The 22,387-nt window shown below is 58.1% G+C and carries 18 protein-coding genes; 10 read left to right on the top strand and 8 right to left on the bottom strand.

The window, feature by feature from the left end; genetic code table 11:
• Positions 1 to 48: 48 nt before the first annotated feature.
• The gene (gene serB / locus AC3IUA_RS28575; RefSeq protein ID WP_489358113.1) at positions 49 to 1,263 is read left to right on the top strand and encodes a phosphoserine phosphatase SerB; all 1,215 of its coding nucleotides are present in this window, start codon (positions 49 to 51) and stop codon (positions 1,261 to 1,263) included.
• Positions 1,264 to 1,477: 214 nt separating this feature from the next.
• On the opposite strand, the gene asd is transcribed toward serB, so the two are convergent.
• Genes asd through AC3IUA_RS28560 form a run of 3 tightly spaced genes read right to left on the bottom strand, consistent with a single transcriptional unit; the run spans position 1,478 to position 4,802 of the window.
• A complete protein-coding gene (asd, locus tag AC3IUA_RS28570) occupies positions 1,478 to 2,338 on the bottom strand; it encodes an archaetidylserine decarboxylase (RefSeq protein WP_489358112.1) in 861 nt (286 codons plus the stop codon).
• Between the two features lie 19 nt (positions 2,339 to 2,357).
• Positions 2,358 to 3,173, bottom strand: a complete 816-nt coding sequence (gene rhdA, locus AC3IUA_RS28565; RefSeq protein WP_489358111.1) for a thiosulfate sulfurtransferase — start codon at positions 3,171 to 3,173, stop codon at positions 2,358 to 2,360.
• A gap of 42 nt (positions 3,174 to 3,215) precedes the next feature.
• On the bottom strand, positions 3,216 to 4,802 hold the full coding sequence (locus AC3IUA_RS28560; RefSeq protein WP_489358110.1) for an HDOD domain-containing protein: 1,587 nt from the start codon (positions 4,800 to 4,802) through the stop codon (positions 3,216 to 3,218).
• Positions 4,803 to 4,965: 163 nt separating this feature from the next.
• Between AC3IUA_RS28560 and motA the strand changes: the two genes are divergently transcribed.
• Positions 4,966 to 5,817, top strand: a complete 852-nt coding sequence (gene motA, locus AC3IUA_RS28555) for a flagellar motor stator protein MotA (protein ID WP_489358109.1) — start codon at positions 4,966 to 4,968, stop codon at positions 5,815 to 5,817.
• Between the two features lie 3 nt (positions 5,818 to 5,820).
• Positions 5,821 to 6,861 (top strand): flagellar motor protein MotB, encoded by a 1,041-nt coding sequence (gene motB / locus AC3IUA_RS28550; RefSeq protein WP_489358108.1) that lies wholly within the window; start codon positions 5,821 to 5,823, stop codon positions 6,859 to 6,861.
• Positions 6,862 to 6,919: 58 nt separating this feature from the next.
• Here the strand turns inward: motB and AC3IUA_RS28545 are convergent, their stop codons facing one another.
• The 4 genes from AC3IUA_RS28545 to rsgA all read right to left on the bottom strand — a co-directional run bounded on the left by AC3IUA_RS28545 (position 6,920) and on the right by rsgA (position 10,060).
• A complete protein-coding gene (locus AC3IUA_RS28545) occupies positions 6,920 to 7,411 on the bottom strand; it encodes a toll/interleukin-1 receptor domain-containing protein (RefSeq protein ID WP_489358106.1) in 492 nt (163 codons plus the stop codon).
• Positions 7,411 to 8,373 carry a caspase family protein gene (locus AC3IUA_RS28540; RefSeq protein WP_489358105.1) on the bottom strand — a complete coding sequence of 321 codons (963 nt, stop codon included), beginning with the start codon at positions 8,371 to 8,373 and terminating at the stop codon, positions 7,411 to 7,413. The genes AC3IUA_RS28545 and AC3IUA_RS28540 overlap by 1 nt, the downstream gene beginning before the upstream one ends.
• A 3-nt stretch (positions 8,374 to 8,376) precedes the next feature.
• Positions 8,377 to 8,784, bottom strand: a complete 408-nt coding sequence (locus AC3IUA_RS28535) for a TIR domain-containing protein (protein ID WP_489358104.1) — start codon at positions 8,782 to 8,784, stop codon at positions 8,377 to 8,379.
• A 244-nt stretch (positions 8,785 to 9,028) separates the two neighbouring features.
• Entirely contained in the window at positions 9,029 to 10,060 is a 1,032-nt protein-coding gene (gene rsgA, locus AC3IUA_RS28530; protein WP_489358103.1) for a small ribosomal subunit biogenesis GTPase RsgA, read from the bottom strand.
• A gap of 107 nt (positions 10,061 to 10,167) precedes the next feature.
• On the opposite strand from rsgA, the gene orn reads away from it, so the two are divergent.
• The 4 genes from orn to AC3IUA_RS28510 all read left to right on the top strand — a co-directional run bounded on the left by orn (position 10,168) and on the right by AC3IUA_RS28510 (position 17,753).
• Complete coding sequence (gene orn / locus AC3IUA_RS28525) at positions 10,168 to 10,710, top strand: oligoribonuclease (protein ID WP_489358102.1); 543 nt, start codon at positions 10,168 to 10,170, stop codon at positions 10,708 to 10,710.
• A 199-nt stretch (positions 10,711 to 10,909) separates the two neighbouring features.
• Positions 10,910 to 11,521 (top strand): trimeric intracellular cation channel family protein, encoded by a 612-nt coding sequence (locus tag AC3IUA_RS28520; RefSeq protein WP_489358101.1) that lies wholly within the window; start codon positions 10,910 to 10,912, stop codon positions 11,519 to 11,521.
• Positions 11,522 to 11,987: 466 nt separating this feature from the next.
• On the top strand, positions 11,988 to 12,992 hold the full coding sequence (locus tag AC3IUA_RS28515) for a hypothetical protein (protein ID WP_489358100.1): 1,005 nt from the start codon (positions 11,988 to 11,990) through the stop codon (positions 12,990 to 12,992).
• Between the two features lie 102 nt (positions 12,993 to 13,094).
• Positions 13,095 to 17,753: an RHS repeat-associated core domain-containing protein gene (locus AC3IUA_RS28510; protein ID WP_489358099.1), complete on the top strand. Its 4,659-nt coding sequence runs from the start codon at positions 13,095 to 13,097 to the stop codon at positions 17,751 to 17,753.
• 114 nt (positions 17,754 to 17,867) lie between these two features.
• Here the strand turns inward: AC3IUA_RS28510 and queG are convergent, their stop codons facing one another.
• Complete coding sequence (gene queG / locus AC3IUA_RS28505; protein WP_489358098.1) at positions 17,868 to 18,938, bottom strand: tRNA epoxyqueuosine(34) reductase QueG; 1,071 nt, start codon at positions 18,936 to 18,938, stop codon at positions 17,868 to 17,870.
• 63 nt (positions 18,939 to 19,001) lie between these two features.
• Between queG and AC3IUA_RS28500 the strand changes: the two genes are divergently transcribed.
• Genes AC3IUA_RS28500 through AC3IUA_RS28490 form a run of 3 tightly spaced genes read left to right on the top strand, consistent with a single transcriptional unit; the run spans position 19,002 to position 22,387 of the window.
• Complete coding sequence (locus AC3IUA_RS28500; RefSeq protein ID WP_489358097.1) at positions 19,002 to 20,501, top strand: NAD(P)H-hydrate dehydratase; 1,500 nt, start codon at positions 19,002 to 19,004, stop codon at positions 20,499 to 20,501.
• Entirely contained in the window at positions 20,489 to 20,959 is a 471-nt protein-coding gene (gene tsaE / locus AC3IUA_RS28495; protein ID WP_489358096.1) for a tRNA (adenosine(37)-N6)-threonylcarbamoyltransferase complex ATPase subunit type 1 TsaE, read from the top strand. The genes AC3IUA_RS28500 and tsaE overlap by 13 nt, the downstream gene beginning before the upstream one ends.
• Before the next feature lie 15 nt (positions 20,960 to 20,974).
• Positions 20,975 to 22,387, top strand: a complete 1,413-nt coding sequence (locus AC3IUA_RS28490; RefSeq protein WP_489358095.1) for an N-acetylmuramoyl-L-alanine amidase — start codon at positions 20,975 to 20,977, stop codon at positions 22,385 to 22,387.

Raw genomic sequence — 22,387 nt, 5'->3', positions numbered from 1 at the left:
ACTGAAAGTAGGTAGAATGCGGTTTTTTTCCACCTGCGGGGGTGCGCCTTGCGTGAAATCGTCCTGATAAACATCACTGGTGTCGACCGTCCGGGTCTGACTGCAGCCATTACCGGCGTTTTGGCCCAGGGTGGTGTGAACATTCTCGACATCGGTCAGGCGGTAATCCACGACACCCTGTCGTTTGGCATCCTGGTTGAAATCCCGAGTACCGAGCAAGCCTCGTCGGTGCTCAAGGATATTCTGTTCACTGCTTACAAGCTGGATCAGCAAGTGCGCTTCACTCCGGTATCGGAGGAGGATTATCAGCTGTGGGTCGGCGGCCAGGGCAAAAAACGCCACATTGTCACCTTGCTGACCCGCAAAGTGACGGCTGAGCAATTGCAGCGAGTCAGTTCGATTACTGCCAAGTACGGTTTGAACATCGATCACATCGATCGGCTGTCTGGCCGCATGCCGCTGGACACCCCGGCGGACCAAGGCAAGGGTTGCATCGAGTTTTCCGTTCGCGGCGAAGCGGCCGACCCGCAAGCATTGCGTGCCGAATTCCTCAGCGTGGCCCAGGAGTTGAACGTCGATATCGCCTTCCAGGAGGATTCGCTGTTCCGCCGCAACCGGCGCCTGGCGGTGTTCGACATGGACTCGACCCTGATCGAAGCAGAAGTGATCGACGAATTGGCCAAGGCCGCCGGTGTTGGCGATCTTGTGTCTGCTATCACTGAGCGTGCAATGGCCGGCGAGCTGGATTTTCGCGCCAGCTTCAAGGAACGCCTGGCCTTGCTGAAAGGGTTGGACGTCAGCGTATTGGACTCGATCGGCGCTTCGCTGCGGCTGACCGAAGGCGCCGAGACGCTGTTCGCCGAGCTCAAGCGCCTGGGCTACAAAACCGCGATTCTGTCTGGCGGGTTCACCTACTTCGCCAAACAACTGCAGGCCAAGCTGGGCATCGACTACGTGTTTGCCAATGAGTTGGAAGTAGTGGATGGCAAGGTCACCGGGGTGGCGGTCGAGCCGATCGTCGACGCACAGCGCAAAGCCGATCTGCTGCGCGAACTGGCCCACAAGGAAGGCCTGCGCCTGGAGCAGACTATCGCGGTGGGCGACGGTGCCAACGACCTGCCGATGCTGGCGATCGCCGGTCTCGGTGTCGCGTTCCGCGCCAAGCCACTGGTCAAGCAATCGGCCAAGCAGGCAATCTCGACCCTGGGACTGGATGGAGTGCTGTATTTGCTGGGATTCAGGGATCGCGACGGGCAGCTTTGAGCGGCTTGAGTGACCTTCTGTGGCGAGGGGGCAAGCCCCCTCGCCACATAGCTAAAGCGACTTCCACAACGAAGCAAATTCCTCTTCAGCACTACGCGCCGCTACTCGCGGCGTTGTCAATCCGGGGTTGTTCCAGCGATTGATACTCGAGCCGGTTGCAGAAGTCGGGCCGACTTCTGACGTCCCGACTCTAACAACAATGCCTGTCGGCCGCTTATGCCGAAGGCAAGGCCATTCCCTGGCCCATCTGCACCGGCGAACCGGCCACCAGATCTTCAGCCCATTTCACCTGATCCGGCCCGAACAGCACGACCGCGGTAGAGCCGAGTTTGAAACGCCCCAGTTCGGCACCTTTCTCCAGATGGATCGGCGCACGCGCGGCTTCGTCGTAGCGCACGGTTTTCAGCTCGCGTTTGGGCGGAGTGACCAGCCCGGCCCAGACCGTTTCGATCGAGGCGACAATCATCGCGCCCACCAGCACCACGGCCATCGGCCCGCGTTCGGTGTCGAAAATGCAGGCTACGCGCTCGTTGCGGGCGAACAGTTCAGGGACGTTTTCGGCGGTGGTCTGATTGACCGAGAAAATCCGCCCCGGGATGTAGACCATCTCGCGCAGGGTGCCGGCCAGCGGCATGTGTACGCGGTGGTAGTCTTTCGGCGACAGGTAGATGGTGGCGAAGTCGCCGCCCATGAACGGTGCTGCGGCCGCGGCATCACCGCCGAGCAGTTCCAGTACGCTGAAACTGTGGCCCTTGGCCTGGAACACGCGACCGTGTTCGATCGGGCCGAGCTGGCTCACCGCGCCGTCGGCCGGGCTGAGGATCGCGCCCGGAGTCGGGTCCAGCGGCCGTGCACCGTCTTTCAAGGCTCGGGTGAAGAAAGCGTTGAAGTGCTCATAAGCGGTCAGGTCTTCGACCAGGGCTTGCGACATGTCCACCTGATAACGCTTGGCGAACCAGGCGGTGAAGGCATTCTTGAACCAGCGCACGCGGCATTCGGCAATGCAGCCGGCCAGGCGCGACAACAGGTGATGGGGCAGCAGGTACTGGCTGAGGATAAACAAACGCTTTTTCATTAACTGTCCTTAAAAAACCTTAAATCTCTACAGGCGTGTCGGGGTGGTTGCCCCATTCGCCCCAGGAGCCGGCGTAACCTTTGACTCGCGGATAACCGAGCGCCTTGGCCACCAGATAGGTGAAGCCAGAGCGGTGGTGAGTCTGGCAGTGGGTGATGACTTCTTTGTCTTTAGTGATGCCGAGTTTCTCGAGGATCTGCGGCATGTCGGAGCGGATGCGCAGGTTGCGCGCCGTATCCATGCCCGCCGTCCACTCGAAATTGACCGCGCCGGGGATATGCCCGGCTTTGGCCGCGAGCACTTTCTCGCCGGAATACTCCAGCGGCCCGCGCGCATCCCAGATCGCCAGGTCGGCGGCGCCCAAACGGCTTTGCAGGTACTCGCGGGTCGCGGTGGGTTCGTCGTGCAGAGTCAAGGCGACCGGGCCGCCGACCACTGCCGGGACCTGGATCGACATTGGCAAGCCTTCTGCCAGCCAGGCCGACAGGCCGCCGTCGACATAGTGGTAGTTGCTGTGGCCGATGACATCCAGCAGCCAGATAAAGCGCCCGGCCCAACCGCCGCCTTCGTCGTCATAGACCACGTAGACCGCATCGGGGTTATGCCCCAGTTCGCCGAACAACGCTTCAAGAGCGGCATGTGTCGGCAGCAGGCCCGGCGCAGGTGGCAGGCCTTGCTGAGTGCGTTTGGGGTCGACGAAATGTGCGCCGGGGATGTGTCCCGCGGCGTAGCGGGCGCTGCTGGTCAGGTCGACCAGGATCAGTTCGCGGGCGTCGAGACGAGCGAGCAGGTCGCTGGGTTCGATCACCAGCGCCAAGCCAGAGAAGTCAGACATGTGAGGTCTCCAGAGCACAAAGGGAAGGATTGTAGCGCAGCGTCAGTTACCGCGGTTGGTAAAGCTGTGCAGGGCTTTTTCGATGCACTGCGCAGTTTTACCAAAGGCCTGCACGGTGATTTCCGAGAACGGACCACCGCCCTGATCGGCCAGCACCAGCATCACCACCCGGCCGTTATTACTCAGTGAGCGTACCAATAGATGCTCACCGCCGAACCGGCTGCGCAGGCTTTCGGGCAGCAGCGCCGAAAGTCGGGCGTTGTTGGCGGGTGTCAGGCGAATTTGTGCCGGCTGTGCCAGCAGGCGTTGCAGCACGCTGCTCTGGCTGACCTGCAGATTCAGCATGGCCGCATCGCTGGAGAGGCCGGCGATCTGATGGACGCGCAGACTGCTTTGGCTGCGGTCGGCCATCAACAGCATCACCCGCCGCATCCCGCAGGCCACCAGCGCGTCGCGGGCAGAGGTGGTCAGGTGCAGCGCATTGGTGAAGCGGCTCGGCTCTGCCAGCAACTCGGCGCAGTGTTTGCGCCAGACCACCAGATCTTCCGCCGAAGGCGGTGCCGCAGGCAGCAGGGCGCTATTTTTGCGGCTGGTGGGCCACGGCCAGAGTAATGCCTGGGCCGGGTGCCAGAGGTCGGGCATCGTATGCTGGCGGGCACTTTGGACCGCTTGCTGGTGCAATTGCTGTTGCAATTCATCCATCGGCATCTGCAGGTACAGGCTGGTCAGAAGCTGCCAGCGCAGGCTGTGCGGGCTGTCCCAGACATGTTGCGCCGACAGCGCCAGACTGTTGGCCAGCAGTACGCTATTGGCCGGCTGGCTCAGCCAGCGGCGCAAGACCGGATCGTCATCCAGCCGCTGCTGCTGGCTCAGCCAGCGGCGCAAGACCGGATCGTCATCCAGCCGCTGCTGCTGGCGCAACGGGTGATCGCTATCACGGGCAATGCGCAGGACCTTGACCAGTAGGTGTTGCTCGCGGAGCAGCAGGCGGTAACCCTGCAGTATCCAGATCGGCAAATGCCAGCGTTCGGCCAGCGTCTGGCAGAGGTCCAGCAGGCGAACGCCGAACAGTTCCTGTTCAACCTTGCTTGCCGATTCGCTCTTGTGAACCACCCGCAGCTCCCACTGTTCGAGCAGTTGTGGATGGGTCAGCGCCAGCGGCCAGAGCGGCGAAAGGAACAGCAAGCTGCCCCAGTGGATGTCCTGCCAGAGTCGCGCCAGACGGCCGGCGAACAGACCGTTGGCCTGCTGCGTCGCGTGCTGGCTAATCAATTGTAACTGGCGCAATGCGACCGGGATTGCGCCCTCGGCCAACGCCGGCAGGCGCGCGAGTAATTCTTCAGTGCGCTTCAGACCGAGGCGATTGATGGCGATCTCAAGGTTCTCGGCCGGCTCGGCCATGCTGCCGTGAGTGTGCAGGTTGGCTTCGCGAATCACGCTGAGGGCCAGCGCGGGGCTGTCTTGCATCAACTCGGCGATATCGCGCATCGAGCTGCGGCTATTGGCGATGGCTTTGCACACGCGGTCATGACTGACTTGCGGCACCGGCAAAACCACGTCGTCGAGGAGCTTTATCCAGCCTTCGAGGGTGTCGGGTCTGGCAGTTGGGACTGTCGTTTCATTAGCCATAGTTGGGCGCGATCATCATTCACAATTAACACGCCCAAAAGGGGCAAGCTGGCTTTTCGCCTTAACGGCCTATAGTCTGGCGCAGTTTTGCCGATAAGTAGAAGAAGAGTTTTTTAACTTCCGAATATGACCTTGAACCCGACTCAGTAAGTACTTTCTACCTATGGCTAAAATTATCGGCATCATCGTCGTGTTCGCGAGTGTGCTCGGCGGATACGTGCTCTCCCACGGCAAAATTGCCGCCTTGATTCAGCCTTTCGAGGTCTTGATCATCGGCGGAGCGGCCTTCGGTGCATTTCTCCAGGCCAACCCCGGCCACATGACAAAGCATGTGATCAAGAAATCCCTGGGGATGTTCAGTTCGCGCTTCACCCACACCTTCTATCTGGAGGTGCTTGGCCTGATCTACGAGATCCTCAACAAGAGCCGTCGCGAAGGCATGATGGCGATTGAAGGCGATATCGAAGACGCCGCCGCCAGCCCGATTTTTGCCAAGTACCCGGCCGTGCTCAAAGATGAGCGCATGACCGCCTACATCTGCGACTACCTGCGCATCATGTCCTCCGGCAACATGGCTCCTCATGAGCTGGAAGGTCTGTTCGACATGGAACTGTTCAGCATGAAGGAAGACCTTGAGCATCCTTCCCATGCGGTCAATGGTATCGCCGACGCCATGCCGGGCTTCGGTATCGTCGCTGCGGTATTGGGTATCGTGGTGACGATGGCCTCTCTCGGTGACGGTGACCAGAAGTCCATCGGCCTGCACGTAGGTGCGGCGCTGGTCGGTACATTCTTCGGTATTCTCGCGGCCTACGGCTTCTTTGGCCCGCTGGCCCACGCCCTGGCTCACGATGCCAAAGTAGAACTGAACGTCTATGAGGCCATCAAGGCCTCGTTGGTGGCATCGGCCTCCGGCATGCCGCCGTCGCTGGCGGTGGAGTTCGGCCGCAAGGTTCTGTATCCGTCGCACCGTCCTAGCTTCGCTGAGCTGGAACAAGCGGTTCGCGGTCGCTGAGTCATGGAAAATAATCAGCCGATTATCATCAAGCGCGTCAAGCGCTTTGCTGGCGGACATCACGGGGGCTCCTGGAAAATCGCCTTCGCCGACTTCGCGACGGCGATGATGGCGTTCTTCCTGGTGCTGTGGCTGTTGTCCACGGCAACCCCGGAACAGAAGATCGCCATTGCCGGTTACTTCAAGGATCCGATCGGTTTTACCGAGAGCGGCACGCCCTACATTATCGACTTGGGCGGTTCGCCAGAACTGGCGCCGGAGACCACCATCAATCCCGAGCTCAAGTCCCAGCCGCAACCTGACAAGATCACCGTCGACGCCGAGCAAGTCGAGGGCATGGCCGAACAGGTTGAGAAAGAACGCCTGGAGCTGTTGCTGCAAGAGTTGCAGAACAAGGTCAATGAGAACCCGCAGCTGCAGAAATTCAAGGACCAGATCCTGTTCGAGATCACTCAGGATGGTTTGCGGATCCAGATCATGGATGCCGAGAACCGGCCGATGTTCGATTCTGGCAGTGCGCGCCTCAAGCCTTATTTCGAAGACATCCTGCTGGCGATGGCGGACACCATTAAAGCGGTGCCGAACAAGATCAGCGTCAGCGGTCATACCGATGCCAAACCCTACTCGGGCACCGGCGGCTTCGGTAACTGGGAGCTTTCGGCCAGCCGCGCGAATGCCGCCCGCCGTGCGCTGGTTGCCGGTGGTTATCCGGATACGCAGGTGGCGCGGGTGATCGGTTACGCCTCTTCGGCGTTGTTCGACCGCGCTGACCCGTTCAACCCGGTCAACCGCCGGATCGACATTGTGGTCTTGACCAAAAAAGCCCAGCGGGCCATCGAAGGCGAGCAAAACACCCCGCAACCCCCGGCGCCTGGCCAGAGCGCGCCAGGTGAGGTGCCGGGTGCCGCAATCGACCCGAATGCCTTGCCGGCGGACCAGGAGCCACTGCCGGCCCATGAGGTACGGCAGCGGCTGAACATTTTCGAGGATGGTGTGTTGAAGATGGATGAGCCCGGAAAAGTGCCGGACAGCCCAAAACCCTGACAAACAACCAGGCCGCGATCATCGCGGCCTGGTTGTTTTCGCGGAGTAATCTCAGTGGCTAAAAGCCACGGCGGATTTTGTTTTTGAGCTCGGCGTGGAAATGTTCGGCGTTTTTCCTGTTCGTGCTGCGCAGCGACTCGTTACCCGTCATTGATTCGAGCGACATCGAGCGTTGGCTGGTCATTTCAAGTTTGTAGGCCTCGATAAACATCTCGATATCCGCGTTCCTGGTCATTTTTGGCCACTTGTCGAGGTACAGCGGCAGTTCGCTGTCGCCAGTCTTGAATGTACAGATTCGGCGATCGCTGATGGTCGCTTCACCGATTTCAAAAGGTACCCACCACGACAATGCCGTTTGTTGCGAGACGACCGCGATCAGGTGGGTGCACTCGGTTATGTTGCGAGTAATGACGCCCGTTATATCGTCGGTGGTCAGGGACTCGCTATCCAGCACATCCAGGTAGGTGCTGATGTTGGCGAGCCTCAACCGGGCGTCGATCGTCATTGCCTGGGGGCGGTCGGTATGGCGGTAGCTAATGAAGACTGGCATTAGAAATGTCCCTTGATCGCGAGTTCGCGGTAATAGGCACCGAGCGCCGTCAGGCGGCAGCCGGTGGAGTTCATGGCGGCGTAATACATGTGTTCGGCGTCTACCGGTTCGATCAGGCTATGGCGGTTGCACTTTTGTAACTGGGCGAAGGTTTCGCCGTTCTCGGCATTAAATACTGCTGTTTCGGTGGGTTCATGGCTGGGGTCGAGGGGGTAGACAGACTCGGCTTCCGGAAACCAGTCCGGCAGCTTGCGCAGAATCTCTTCCTGGATAAGAGGAGGCACCTCTCGCAAGGCGATGAACTGCGAAACGTTGGTCTTGAACACAGGACGTTGCTCCCAGGCACCAAGAGCGTTGTCGACAAATGAATACAGGCTGCCGGGAGTGATTTCTCCCAGAACATTGGCTGCACCACCGTGCAGCGCTTGCAGCAGGAGGCTGGTGAATACGCCGTGACCGGACTGTTCCTGGGCAGGTTGTTCTTTCTTGCAGGCGGTGAGGATAGTCATGCCTTCGCCAATGACGCTGGCTCCACCACTCAGGCTGCGTGTTTCTCCAGCCGCGCCAGCCTGGCAGCAGTCGAGAATGATGATTTTGTTTTTGATCTTGTCGGCATTGTTCGCCCACTGGAGGATGTCGCTGATCCGGATACCATCGTGACTGGTTCGATAGTCTTGAGGAATCAGCATTCCCTCATCGATGCTGGTCTCGAAATGACCGTGTCCGGCGAAATACAACAGGGCAACATTACAGTCGCCGGAGAACAGCGCCTTGATGTTTTCTTCCAGGGTATGGCGAGTGAGATTTTCCTCGGCAGAAGTCAGTACTATATTTTTGAAGTTGGGCTTGCCTGTGGCGTGGCGCTCCAATACCGAAGCCATGGCCATGGCGTCGTTATTGCAGCCTGACAGTGTCGAGATATGTGTGTAGTTGTTAATCCCAATAAAGAGTGCCTTGCGCATGGTTTAACCCGCCGCATGCAATTGAATGGCACTGACAATACTTTTGGTGTTCCAGGCGCACTCGGCGTGGGCGGCGTTGCGAACCACCGTGGATATCCGCTCGGCGCCAAAGGGCTTGACCGCGATGATGACCTTGCCCATCCGCTCGGCGATCTCGATTTCCTTATTGATCCACTTGCTGTAGGTGGAATACATCCCGGCCATGATCAGCACAGCCGAACAGGGGCGAATCTTGTTTTCTATGGCCTCTTCCAACTGTTTATCGGTCTGTGCGCCGATGATGGGATTGTGTGGCGGCACAGAAAAGTTTTTGAAGGTGAAGTCAGGGTGTGCGTTGAGAAGCTTTACCAGGTTGTCGTGAGCATCCGGGTGGTTCCACGAATGGCTGATGAACAAATGAAATGTCTGCATGAGTTACCCCAGGTTTCGCACGGGCGAAGTAGCACTTGTACGGTCCGGTTGACCGCGTCACAAGGGGCTGAATGTATTCGGATAATTCGAGGCGACAAGGCGCCTGGAGACAAAGAGAAGTGTCCTTCTTTATGAAGGATGCAAGTCCTACGGAAGGTTCTTTTGTTTAACGGGAGGGTGTGTTGTGTAGGACATGCAGAACAGCGAGCAAGCCTGCATAAGTACAGGCTTGCTCGCAGTCTGTTTAATAGCTGTTTTCAGGCAAGCTGGCGATGATCGAGCGATAGCTGTTCATCCGCTGCTGCTGCACGCGACCTTCTTCCAGGGCCTTGAGCAGTGCGCAGCCGGGTTCGCGGTCATGCTTGCAGTCGCGGAAGCGACAGGTGCCGATCAGATCGTTGAACTCGATGAAGCCGGCTTCGACGTCGGCGCGGCTGACATGGCCGAGACCGAATTCGCGAATCCCGGGGGAGTCGATCAGTTCGCCGCCGCGCGGGAAGTGGAACAGCCGGGCGGTGGTGGTGGTGTGGGTGCCCTGGCCGGACAGTTCGGAAAGCGGCCCGACTCGGGCTTCGACTTCCGGCAGCAGGGTGTTCACCAGCGAGGACTTGCCGACGCCGGACTGGCCGACGAACACGCTGATATGGCCGTCCAGTAGCGCTTGCAACTTCTCCATGCCGTCGCCGTGATGTGCAGACACTTCCAGCAATGGATAACCCAGCTGCCGGTAGACCGCCAGCAAGGCATTCAGCGCCGGAGCATTTTGCTCATCAATCAGGTCGGCCTTGTTCAGCAAGAGCAGCGGGTGTATGCCCGCATGCTCGGCGGCCACCAGATAACGGTCGATCAGATTGGCGTGGGGTTCAGGCAGCGGAGCGAAGACGATCACGATCATGTCGACGTTGGCCGCAACCGGCTTGAGCTGGCCGCGACTGTCCGGGCGACAGAGTTCGGTGTTGCGCGGCAGTTGCGCCACGATCACCCCGATACCCTGGTTGCCAGCACGCCAGACCACCTGATCGCCGGTTACCAGCGCAGGCAGGTTGGCGCGTAAGTGGCAGCGGAAAACCTGACCGGCCAGTTCGCCGTCGCGGGCTTCGACCTCGACCTGCACACCGAAGTGAGCGATCACCAGCCCGGTTTGCTCGGGACCAAGATCGCCACCCTCGAGTGCTTCCACGGCAGAGGATTCGCGTTTGGCGGCGCGGGCAGCGCGTTCACCTTGAATCTTTTCGATGCGCCAGTTTTGGCGACGATTGAGCTGGCGTTTGGCCATTGGTGTTCCGTGTCGATAATGCAGCGGTTAGGTAAAACGGCCGCGAGTTTAGCACGCCGGGCAGGTTCTCTAGGCTAAACTGCGCAACTACGCCGAGGAGCCGACACATGCAAAACCCGCAGAATCTGATTTGGATCGATCTGGAGATGACCGGTCTGAACCCCGACACCGACGTCATCATCGAGATGGCGACCATTGTCACCGACAGCAATCTCAATACCCTGGCTGAAGGTCCGGTCATTGCCATCCACCACAGCGACGAAATTCTCGCTGGCATGGATGAGTGGAACACCCGACAACATGGCGGTTCCGGCCTGACCCAGCGAGTGCGCGACAGCCTTATCAGCATGGCTGAAGCGGAAGCCGAAACCATTGCTTTCCTGGAAAAATGGGTACCCAAGGGTAAATCGCCGATCTGTGGCAACAGCATTTGCCAGGACCGTCGCTTCCTCTATACCCACATGAAGGCGCTGGAGAGCTACTTCCATTACCGCAATCTCGACGTGTCGACCTTGAAAGAACTGGCCGCACGCTGGGCGCCGGAAGTACGTGACAGTTTCCAGAAGGGCAGTACCCACCTGGCACTGGACGACATTCGTGAGTCGATCGCCGAGCTGCAGCACTACCGTCAGCACTTCATCAAATTTTGATGGAGGAACTCGGTTGACGACGTAGGCGCTGCCGCAGGCTGCGATCTTTTGATCTTTCCCAAAATCAGCGGTGATCCTGAAAAGATCGCAGCCTGCGGCAGCTACTACGCCTGTTCAATGGTTGGGATTAACGGTTGCCCTCTTTTGGTGCCCCCGCCAACTGGTTAGACTGCGCGCCTTCTCGCAAGGACTGCCCGCCATGTTGCTCATGCTCTACCTGATTGCCATTACTACCGAAGCCATGACCGGTGCCTTGTCCGCTGGCCGCCGCGGCATGGATTGGTTCGGTGTGGTGCTGATCGCTTGCGTGACGGCGCTTGGGGGTGGTTCGGTGCGCGACGTACTGCTGGGGCACTATCCGCTGACTTGGGTCAAACACCCGGAATATCTGGTACTGACCTCGATCGCGGCATTGGTGACAATCTTCATCGCGCGCTGGATGCGTCACCTGCGTTCGCTGTTCCTGGTGCTCGATGCCGCAGGCCTGGTGGCCTTCACCCTGATCGGCTGCATGATCGCCCTGGAAATGGGCCACGGCATGCTAGTGGCCTCGGTCAGCGGCGTGATCACCGGGGTATTCGGTGGCATTCTGCGGGACATCTTCTGCAACGACATTCCGCTGATCTTCCGCCGTGAACTCTACGCCAGCGTCTCGTTCGCCGCCGCCTGGTGTTATCTGCTCTGCGTCTATCTGCAATTGCCAAGCGAGCAGGCGATTCTGCTGACCTTGTTTGGCGGCTTCCTGCTGCGCTTGCTGGCGATTCGCTTTCATTGGGACATGCCTAAGTTTGTTTATAACGATGAGCAGTGATCGAAGACTCTATCCCTGACTGATCATAAATCCGGCTCTTGAAAACAGTCTGTGGAACTCTGAAAAAAGCTTATTACTTGATATATCAAGAATGCAGGCGTTTATCGAAAAGTATTGAACCAATTTGAAATGGATCCAAAAGTCTGCGCGCAGTGCTTTACGCTTTGTTGGTTTTGAAGCTGGTAATAAGGTGGCGGTATTTTATGTTGAAATAAAGCCTGGGTGTTTGTGCGGGGCTGGAAATTTTGTGTTAAACAAGAATCCTGTTTTCGACATATGTAATAAAATAATGAAACATGAGGTTTGAAATGCCGGTGGGCGGAGAAAAATGGTCCGCTTCTGCCGGGTAGAAGCGTTGCTCATTCCTTGCTATTACTAAGTGGCGCGACGCCGAGCGAGTCTCGGTTGTTACCTTTAGTGCGGTCAAAAAAAGCCGCGATTGAAATAAATAGCAAGGAAGGCATGCATGAGCGATTCGAAAAACATTAGTGGTCAGCCGATTTCTGAAATGGTTGTGTCGCCGCCCCCGGCAGCGGGACGTATTGATAAAGTGACCCGTCTTGATGTCAGGTTCGAAGCGCCTGGTATTGAGTCCAAGAAGTTATATGCCAATGGCAGGATGCAGGTGCGTGTCTGGGTATTCATAGAAGCGGTAGATTCTGATGGTAATGATGTTCCACTGTCCTTTTACCCTGATTTGATCACGGCAAAGTTGATTCGGTATCACAACGGCCTGCCATTGAGAAGCGACGTGTACACGGGCAAACCGTTGGCAGGATGGAATTCAAGTCGCTTTGTAAACTCCTTTTCTCATGAGACGCCTGGAGGTATTCAATCCGCTGCGGAGCCATTTGTTTTCTGGGTATCTTCCTCTGAAGTGGGGCAAGCACAAATCGCGGCAGAGGTGACCTTGCAGGGAAAAACCTACAGGAGCAACAACACCACAAATCCAGACGGTAAAAAAATAAATAAAAGCATCATCATTCAAGCCGACGCAAAACCAACCTACGCCATCAGTCAATTCAGAATGCAGGCGGAAAGGGTCGGGCAAGAGCGGGGCGGTGACAGTCTTTATCGATATTATCTGGGGTTATATCCAAACGAAAGTCAGGTTAAATTGGTGGCTTGGGAAAGTGCGCAGTACAATACGGGTTACCAGTACCCAATACTGTTTTGTAATACTGGGTTGATCAATAATATCCCTGGTGTCAAAGGTTTCTGCGGTGAGTTTCCTCTGGCTACCGCCAAACAAGTACAGGTTAACCTGCCAGAAAATCAGTATGTGGTTGACATCAATCAGCGTTCGGGAGAGCTCACGTTTGTTCAGGGGGTTTCGACAAAGTATCCCATGAGTTCACCCGTCAGAACGGCACCGTTCTATTTTACGGTGACGGATGAGTTTGGTAATGATCATAAGCTGTCGATTGCGATCAATATGAATAACACTGCGTTTACCTTGCAAAGAGGCTAGCGCTGCTCTAGTGCATTGCGCGCTTCCGTTAGAAGTCGCGACGCATCCAGCACTGTCTTCATCGATTGCTGTTTAGAGTCTGTTATCAGTGAGAATCTTTTAATGACTGTCAAAAACTCAACGGACATTTATTCGAACGCCTTTAATTTTCATGACTTCATGGTCGGTGGTGTCGACCCTCGTACCGGAATTTATACCTGCTCACTAACATTGGGGGAGATCAAGTCTGGAAGCTTGAATGGGCCCTCCCTGCCGATTAATTTATATTTCAATCCGATCAACGGCGCGGATATAGGGTTAGGGGTGGGCTGGTCGCTGGCATTAACCCGATATGACAAAGAAAATGAGACACTCACACTGTCCTCGGGTGAAAGTTACAAGGCAAAGGAGACCATCGCCGGGCTGAGTTTCGAAGAGCTTAAACTTGAAACTATCAAAACCAGCCGGCCTGCACCCAATCGCTATGACCTTGTTCACAAGAATGGCCAGCGCGAAGAGCTAAAAGTCTACGGCGCAAGCGAAGTGGCGGTGCCAACGCGAATCGTTGCTGCGAATGGTGCGAGTATTACGTTCGACTATACCTCGATCAATGAGCAGCCGATACTCAAGGAAGTGCGGGACACTCAGCGCATTTTGCTGAGTGTTTCCCGTTCCCAGGGACGCGTCACGCTTGTGCAGTATCCCGGCACGGAGTGCGAGGCGAAGTTTATCCTGACGCTCGCCAACGATAGAGTTGTATCCATTGACTTGCCCACAGGTGGATCCTGGAAGCTTGAGTATGAGGATTATGATCGCCTCAGTTACCTGACGGCGATCGATTCGCCGCTTGGAGCGCGCGAAGTCATTGGCTATCAGGGTATAGGCCATCGACTCCCGCGGGGTTCGCCCCTGCGCTCCCTGCCTTATGTGAACTCGCATACTGTTTTTCCGAGACACAATCAGCCCGCCATAACGAAAAATTATGAGTTTTCCGACAATAACTTCCTGGGTTTCGGCGCTGAAGACATCAGATGGTCAACGGAGGGAGACAATCTTTACCAGACGACTTCCGATTATGAATACACCTCGACGGAATCCTTGACATCGGAAGGCAAGGTTTACAGTTCAACGACACGCACTTACAACCAGTACCATTTGCGGGTATCGGAGGTGACGACTTGCAACAAGATGGTCACCTCGCAATTGATTGAATATCACCTCGATCCACGCAAGAGTTTCGCCCAGCAACCTGCGCAATTTCGTTTGCCAAAAGTCCAGACGCAACGCTATGAAAACCGCGCAACCGGAAAGTTTAGGGAGGAAGTGACTCGTACCGAGTACGACACCTTGGGCAATTTGCTCAAGCAAGTCGATCCGAACGGCGTGACAACCGTTTCCGAATTCTACCCGGCAACCGGTGCCGATGGCTGTCCCGCCGATCCCTTGGGGTTTGTGCGCTTCGAAAAGCAGCGGACAGTCTTCCCGGCGACAGGGTTGGCCGCGGCTGCGACTACTGTCACTCGCTATAGCTATCAATTGCAGCCCGGATTGACTGGCGCAACAGTGCAGAACGTCGTGCCTGTGCGAGAACAATTCTTTGAGCAGACAGGAAGTCGCGAAGCATTACGCTCACAGACCGACCTGGTTTATTTCAGTGCTCAGGCCGACCCGTTGCGACATGGCCTGCTGCAAAAGCAAACCGTCACTCAGAACGGCGAATCGACTCAATCCGAGTTCCTTTACACCTTCAGTGACACAGACCGCACCCTGCAAACCATCCTGACAGGGAGGGATGGCACTCGCACAACGGCTGCGCGGACGTACTCGGTGCTGAACGGCGTGAAGTTGTCCGAGCAGAATGAGGATGAAGGGATCGTTGTTTTCGAGTACGACACCATTGGCCGGGTCGTGAGTGAGACCGTGGCACCTGGTACGCCCTTCGAAGCCAGACGCCGTACGTCCTATCAATTGGCCGTCGGCAGTAGTACACCCGCGACGATGCTCAGTACGGATGTCAGCGGCCTGCAACAGCGGATCACTTATGACGGGCTGGGGCGTACGGTCCGTATTGAAGAACAAGACGCCGACAATCAGGCCAATGGCCCGCTCCGTACGGTCTATTCGGCGCAGCACAATGCCGTTGGCCAGCTCATCGAGTCGATCCGGACCGATTGGCTACGGGGCGCGCCTCTCGTGCTGAAAACCGGATTTGTCTTTGATGATTGGGGGCAGGTAAAAACCACCCGCCATGCGGATGGGCGAAAGGAACACCGTGAACTCGACCCCGTGACCCGGAGTGAGACGAGTTGGCTGGAGGGTATGGGCAAAAAGGTCACGATCCATAATGACTTTGGCAAGCCTGACAGTGTCGAGGTGTTCGACATCAGGGACAACAGCCAGGGCAAGACCCTCCATATGTATGACGGTCTGGGTCGCGCTGTCAGCCAGACGGATCCGGTCGGCAACGAAACCACTTATGAGTACGACGTGTTTAATCGGCTGCACCGCAGTGTTCTGCCTGATGGTAATGCGGTGCAGACGCAGTACGCGGCCCATAGCCAAGCACTGTTACCGATCGAGATAAAGGTAGCTGGGCGTAGCCTGGGCCAGCAGGTCTTCGATGGGTTGGGGCGTTTGACCAAGAGCACGGTCGGTGGTCGGACAACCACGTCAGGATACGATGCTGGCTTCAGCCTGCCGGCCTGGAGTCAGATGCCGAACACTGACAAGGTTGAATACACTTATGAGCGCAACCTTGGCAAGCGGGTGACCTTGCGCAAGGCTACTGGAAAGACTGGAGAATCGGTCGCCAGCTTTACCTACGACCCCCAATCTGGCTTGCCGGTGAGGCACATCGAGCAAGGATACGAAACCCGTTATGAGTATTACCCGTCCGGACGGCTCAAGAAGGAAACGTCGACCCGTGGCACGGCGCAGAAGAATGCCCTCTATGCCTATTCCCTGGCCGGACGCCCGCTGACGTGCACCGATGTGTTCGGGAATGAACACAAGACTGAATATGATGAATGGGGTCGCCCGAAGTCATTTGAACACGACGCGCTCAAAACCACGTTTTCTTACAACACCTTGAACCAACTGACAGCGGTCAATGCCCAAGAGAAGAGCGGTCAGGCTTCCCTGATCACCAGGCTGGCCTATGACGACCTGGGGCGCGAGGTCTCGCGTGTCTTTGAGATCAATGGTTCGCCCACGCAAGTCCTGACATCCAGTTACACCCAAGCCAACAAGCTTGCGCAAAAAACACTGAAGAGCGGGGACGTTGTCCTGCGTAATGAACTGTTCAGCTATGACAAGCGCGGCCGGCTGAGCCTGTACACCTGCGGGGGCACGCAGCTGCCACGAGACGCTTGCGGCAAGGAGATCCTTAAACAAACCTACGTGTTTGATGCGATGGACAATATCCTCACGCTGAAAACCGGGTTTCCCGGCGGTGAGAACCTTGCGAGCTACCAGTACAGCGCCAACGATCCGACCCAGTTGATCGGCATAACGCATACGCATAAGGATTATCCGGCGCCGGTAGTCTTGCAATACGACGCCAATGGTCGGCTGATCAAGGATGATCAGGAACGTACCTTGACCTACGATGCCTTGGGTCGCCTGACCCAAGTGGCCAGCGCGGTAAAGGCGGTGGTGCGCGGTTACCACTATGACTCCCAGGATCAGTTGGTTGAACTATCGCAGCCCGAAGGGGCGCCTATCCAGCGCTTCTACCGCGACGAGCGGGTGATAAACGAAGTGCGCGGCGACGACAAGAGCACCTGCTTGCGTCAGGCCGCAATTTTGTTGGGCCAGCATCAGCAGGGGCTGGAGGCTGGGACCAAGCTATACAGCACGGACCAGCAGCAGAGTGTGTTGTGCAAATTGAAAGGGGCGCAATACCAAGATGTTGCCTATAGCCCTTATGGATATCGTCCAGTGGAAGGTGGGTTGTTTTCTCTGTTGGGTTTTAGTGGAGAACAACTTGATCCGGTGACGGGCTTGTATCTGCTGGGCAATGGCTACCGGGCCTACAGTCCGACGTTGATGCGTTTTTTCAGCCCGGATAGCTTGAGTCCGTTCGGTGAGGGTGGCTTGAACCCTTACGCCTATTGTGCAGGCGATCCGATTAACCGGTTTGACCCGACGGGGCATTCGTTTTGGAGCATCTTCACGTCGATTGTTCTAACGCTGATCGGTGTTGCACTCAGTGTGGCGACTCTGGGGGCGGCGACGCCGCTTGGGGTGTTGAGTATCGGGCTGGGTCTTGCTTCAGCCGTCGCTGGTATCGCAGAAGTTATTGTGAATGAAGTCGCACCAGGATCCGAAGCCGCCAGCATTTTGGGATGGGTGAGCCTGGGGTTGGGCGTGGCATCCTTGGGTGTCGGGGCGGCTGGCGCCGTCGGTGGTGCATCGAAGCTGGCCAGTCGGGGGGCGACATTCGGTAAGGTCTTCTCGGCGATAATCGGTCCTGGAGAAAGGGTTGCCGCACTTTCAATTGGTATTGGTAGCGTCGGTAAACTGCTCGATTCTGGCTCGGGAGGGGAAAGTGGTGGAGCCACCAAGAGCGACGAGCCTGTCAGGGCCCCGTCGGAAACCTCGAAAGATCAAAATACTGGAAAACAGAGTAATGCCGGTCGTTCTGGCTCAGACACCTGGAACAACGCTGCTTCTGCGGAGCGGGGGCGTGATCGTGTCGGTGCGCGCCTTGCAGGCAAGGATCGAATGGCTTTTGATGTTCATCCGCAAACATCGGCAATCGGTGTGCGCAGACTGTCGTAATAATGCGGTTAGCGGCTATGCATGATTTTTTCTGCGGGCCGACATCAGGATAGGCTGACCGATGATTGTCGGTCCATCCTGACATTGACTGTTGCGCACAATAAGGCGCGCGGATTACGCCCCGCGCCGTGCATGTTCATTCAATGCCCACTCCACATGCTCCCTCACCAACTCCGACGGATAGTCCCGTCGCGCCTTCAACGCTTCCAGCACCGGAATCGTTGAAGGCGCATTTCCCAGCCCGACCGCCAGGTTGCGCAGCCAGCGCTCGTAGCCGGCGCGGCGCAGTGGCGAGCCCTCGGTGCTGCTGAGGAATTTGTCTTCATCCCACATAAACAGCTCGGCCAGTTCCGCGTTGTCCAGGTTGTGCCGGGGCTTGAAGTCGCTCTCTCCCGACGGGCGGGCGAAGCGGTTCCACGGGCAGACGATCTGGCAGTCATCGCAACCGAACACCCGATTGCCGATCAGTGGCCGCAAATCCTCGGGGATGGCGGTTTTCAGTTCGATAGTCAGGTAGGAAATGCAGCGCCGGGCGTCCAGCACATAGGGGCCGACGAAGGCGTTGGTCGGGCAGATGTCCAGGCACGCGGTGCAGCGGCCGCAATGTTCGGTGGCGTGGGGCGGGTCCACGGGCAGCGGCAGGTCGACAAACAGTTCGCTCAGAAAGAAATAGCTGCCGGCTTTGCGGTTCAGCACCAGGGTGTTCTTGCCGATCCAGCCGAGTCCGGCCTGTTCGGCGATGGCTTTTTCCAGCACCGGGGCGCTGTCGACAAAGGCGCGGTAGCCGAAGGGGCCGATAACTGCCTGAATCCGCTCGGCAAGCTGTTGCACGCGCTTGCGAATCAGCTTGTGATAATCGCGGCCCAGGGCATAACGCGAGACGTAGGCTTTTTCCGGCTGAGCCAGACGTTGCGCCATCTGGGTATCGCCGGGCAGGTAATCCATGCGCAGAGAAACTACTCTCAAGGTGCCGGGGACCAACTCTTCAGGGTGGGAGCGCTTGCTGCCATGGGCACCCATGTAGTCCATCTCGCCGTGATAGCCGGCGTCGAGCCAACGTTGCAGGTGCTGCTCATGCTCGGCCAGGTCCAGGCCGCTGATGCCGACTTGTTGGAAACCCAGTTCGCGCCCCCAATCCTTGATCGATTGGGCGAGAGCGGCGAGGTCAGTAGTAATTGCAGGCATGAGACGAGAGAAACCGGGGCTGAGGTGCGTATAATTCTGCCAGACATCGGAGCCTGAAGACGCATGCCGCACATTAAAGACGATTTACCCGACGCGCTGTATAGCGCCGCTCAAGTTCGCGACCTTGATGCCAGCCTGATTGCGGCGGGCACAACGGGCTTCGAATTGATGCAGCGCGCCGCTCGGGCCGTGTGGCGAGCCATGGTCAGACGCTGGCCAGATGCGCGGGAGCTCAGTGTTGTCGCGGGGCATGGGAATAACGCCGGCGATGGCTATCTGGTCGCCGCGTTGGCCCTGCGTGGCGGTTGGCAGGTACAGGTTCTTGCCGCTGGGGATCCGCAGCGGTTGCAGGGCGATGCGGCCTTGGCCTATGCCGAGGCTTTGGCGGTCGGCGTCACCGTCCAGCCCTGGACCGGGCCCGTCGCATTGCGCGGGGTTCTGCTGGATGCGCTACTGGGGACGGGGCTGGCCGGCGAAGTGCGTGAGCCTTACGCCAGTATCATCGCCGCGATCAATGCCAGCGGTCTGCCAGTCGCCGCGGTGGATATTCCTTCGGGCCTGTGTGCCGACACCGGGCGAGTCCTGGGCGTGTCGATACGGGCTGACCTGACGGTAACGTTCATTGGCTTGAAGCTTGGGTTGTTCACCGCCCAGGCTCCGGATTACGTTGGCGAGCTACTGTTCAATGATCTGCAAGCCTCGCCTGAACTGCTGGCCGAGGCTTGCGTCAGCGCCAAACGCTTGATGCCGGGCAATCTGCCGCATCTGGCAGAGCGGCGGCCCACTGCCCATAAAGGTCAATCCGGCCATGTGTTGCTGATCGGCGGCGATCGCGGCCTGGGTGGGGCGATTCTGTTAAGTGCCGAATGCGCCCTGCGTAGCGGCGCGGGTATGGTGTCGCTGGCTACCCGCAGCGAGCATGTCGCGGCGGCCCTGGCGCGTTTGCCGGAAGTCATGACGGCGGGCACACATTCGGCGAACCAGCTGATGGGGTTGCTTGAACAGGCTTCGGTGGTGGTGGTAGGCCCAGGGCTGGGTCAAGCCGCGTGGGGTCGCAGCCTGTTGTCTGCGGCGGTCAATGCGCCTGTGCCGCAAGTCTGGGATGCCGACGCGCTGAACCTGCTGTCCAAAGACGCACTGGAACTGCCCGAGGGTTGCGTGATAACTCCGCATCCAGGCGAGGCGGGGCGTCTGTTAGGCATTTCGACAGCGGACGTTCAGGCTGATCGCTTTACTGTTGCGCGCCAATTGAGCAAGAAATATTCAGCTGTTGTGGTGCTCAAAGGTGCCGGTAGTCTGATCGCCAGTCCGGATGGTCGTCTGGCACTGTGTGATCGCGGCCATCCGGCGATGGCCGCGGCAGGTCTGGGGGATGTGCTGGCGGGCCTGATTGGCGCACTGCTGGCACAAGGCATGGACGCTTTCGATGCGGCCTGCCTCGCGGTCTGGTTGCATGCCAGCGCCGGCGAGCGTCAAGGCAAGTTGGGCCGGGGGCTGGCGGCCAGTGATTTGATTCCAGCCATTCGTCAGTTGCTGGAGGAGCAATCACCGTGTCTGAAGTAACCCTGTATCTGCCCGACGAAGAGGCGATGATCAAGTTGGGGGCGTGTATCGCTCAAGTCACCGAAGGGCTCGGGGTGATCTTTCTGGACGGTGACCTGGGGGCGGGGAAAACCACCTTGTCGCGGGGCATCATCCGTGGATTGGGGCATGTGGGGGCGGTCAAGAGTCCGACCTTTACCCTGGTCGAGCCCTATGAGATCGGCGAGGTTCGGGCCTTCCATTTCGACCTCTATCGACTGGTCGATCCGGAGGAGCTGGAATATCTCGGCATCCGTGATTACCTCGAAGGCGATGCGTTGTGTCTGATCGAATGGCCCCAGCGTGGTGCAGGCTTTTTGCCAAAGCCCGACCTGACCATTACCATTAGCCCGCATAACAGCGGACGTTCGCTGAGTTTGTTGCCCCAGGGCTCGCGTGGCGAGTCGTGGTGTGCCGCTTTGGCATTGGAATTCAAATAAATGATGGGGTTAGGTATGCGCTTTCGCGCGTTGGTTGCTGTCGTAGGACTATTGCTTACGGCACTGGCCGTCGACGCTGTGGCTGCAACACAGGTCCGCAGCGTACGCCTGTGGCGCGCACCGGATAACACCCGACTGGTGTTCGACCTGACCGGTCCGGTCCAGCACAGCGTTTTTACCCTTACGGCACCGGACCGTCTGGTCATCGACATTAATGGCGCGACGCTTGGCGGTCCGCTGAATGTCTCCAGCGCTAACACCCCGATTACCTCTATGCGCTCGGCCCAGCGCACGCCGACCGACCTGCGGGTGGTCATCGACCTGAAACAGGCCGTTACTCCGAAGAGCTTCACCCTGGCGCCGAATGCGCAGTACGGCAACCGATTGGTGGTCGACCTGTTCGACAACCCCGCCGATGCCGCGCCAACTCCGCCGCCGACCAACGTTGCCACGGTGCCTGTGGTGCCGGTGACCCCGGTCGAGCCAACGGTCAAGTTGCCGCCCGCGCCAGCCGGCAAGCGTGACATTATCGTGGTGATCGACGCCGGTCACGGCGGCGAAGACCCGGGCGCTTCCGGCTCCCGAGGCCAGAAGGAAAAAGACGTGGTGCTGGCGATCGCCAGGGAGCTGCAGCGTCAGGTCAATGGCATGAAAGGTTTTCGCGCCGAGCTGACCCGCACCGGCGACTACTTCATTCCCTTGCGCGGCCGTACCGAGATTGCCCGCAAGAAGGGCGCGGACCTGTTTGTGTCGATCCACGCCGATGCGGCGCCGTCCAAGGCGGCTTTTGGCGCTTCAGTGTTCGCCCTGTCCGACCGCGGTGCCACCTCGGAGACCGCCCGTTGGCTGGCCGACAGTGAAAACCGCTCCGACCTGATCGGTGGTGCCGGCAACGTCAGCCTCGACGACAAGGACCGGATGCTGGCTGGGGTGTTGCTGGATTTGTCGATGACTGCCTCGCTGACTTCAAGCCTGAACGTCGGCCAGAAAGTGCTGAGCAACATCGGCCGGGTTACGCCGTTGCACAAGCAGCGCGTCGAGCAGGCCGGGTTCATGGTGCTGAAATCCCCGGATATTCCGTCGATCCTGGTGGAAACCGGGTTTATCTCCAACGCCAACGAAGCCTCGAAACTGGCGGCGGCCAGCCACCAGCAAGCGTTGGCTCGTTCCATCAGTGGTGGTGTGCGGCAGTTCTTCCAGCAAAATCCACCGCCAGGCACCTACATTGCCTGGCTGCGCGATTCCGGCAAGATTGCCCAGGGTGCACGTGATCATCGGGTGAACCCGGGTGAGACACTGGCGATGATCGCCGTGCGCTATCAGGTTTCTCCAGCGGCGTTGCGCAGCGCCAATAACCTGAAGAACGATGAGTTGAAGATCGGTCAGACCCTTAACATTCCGAGTTCGGAACTGGCGGTCAAGGAATGA

The organism is Pseudomonas sp. KH_050 (assembly GCF_057838875.1).
The sequence above is the reverse complement of the archived record's forward strand: the minus strand, read 5'-3'. Positions and strand labels throughout refer to the sequence as shown.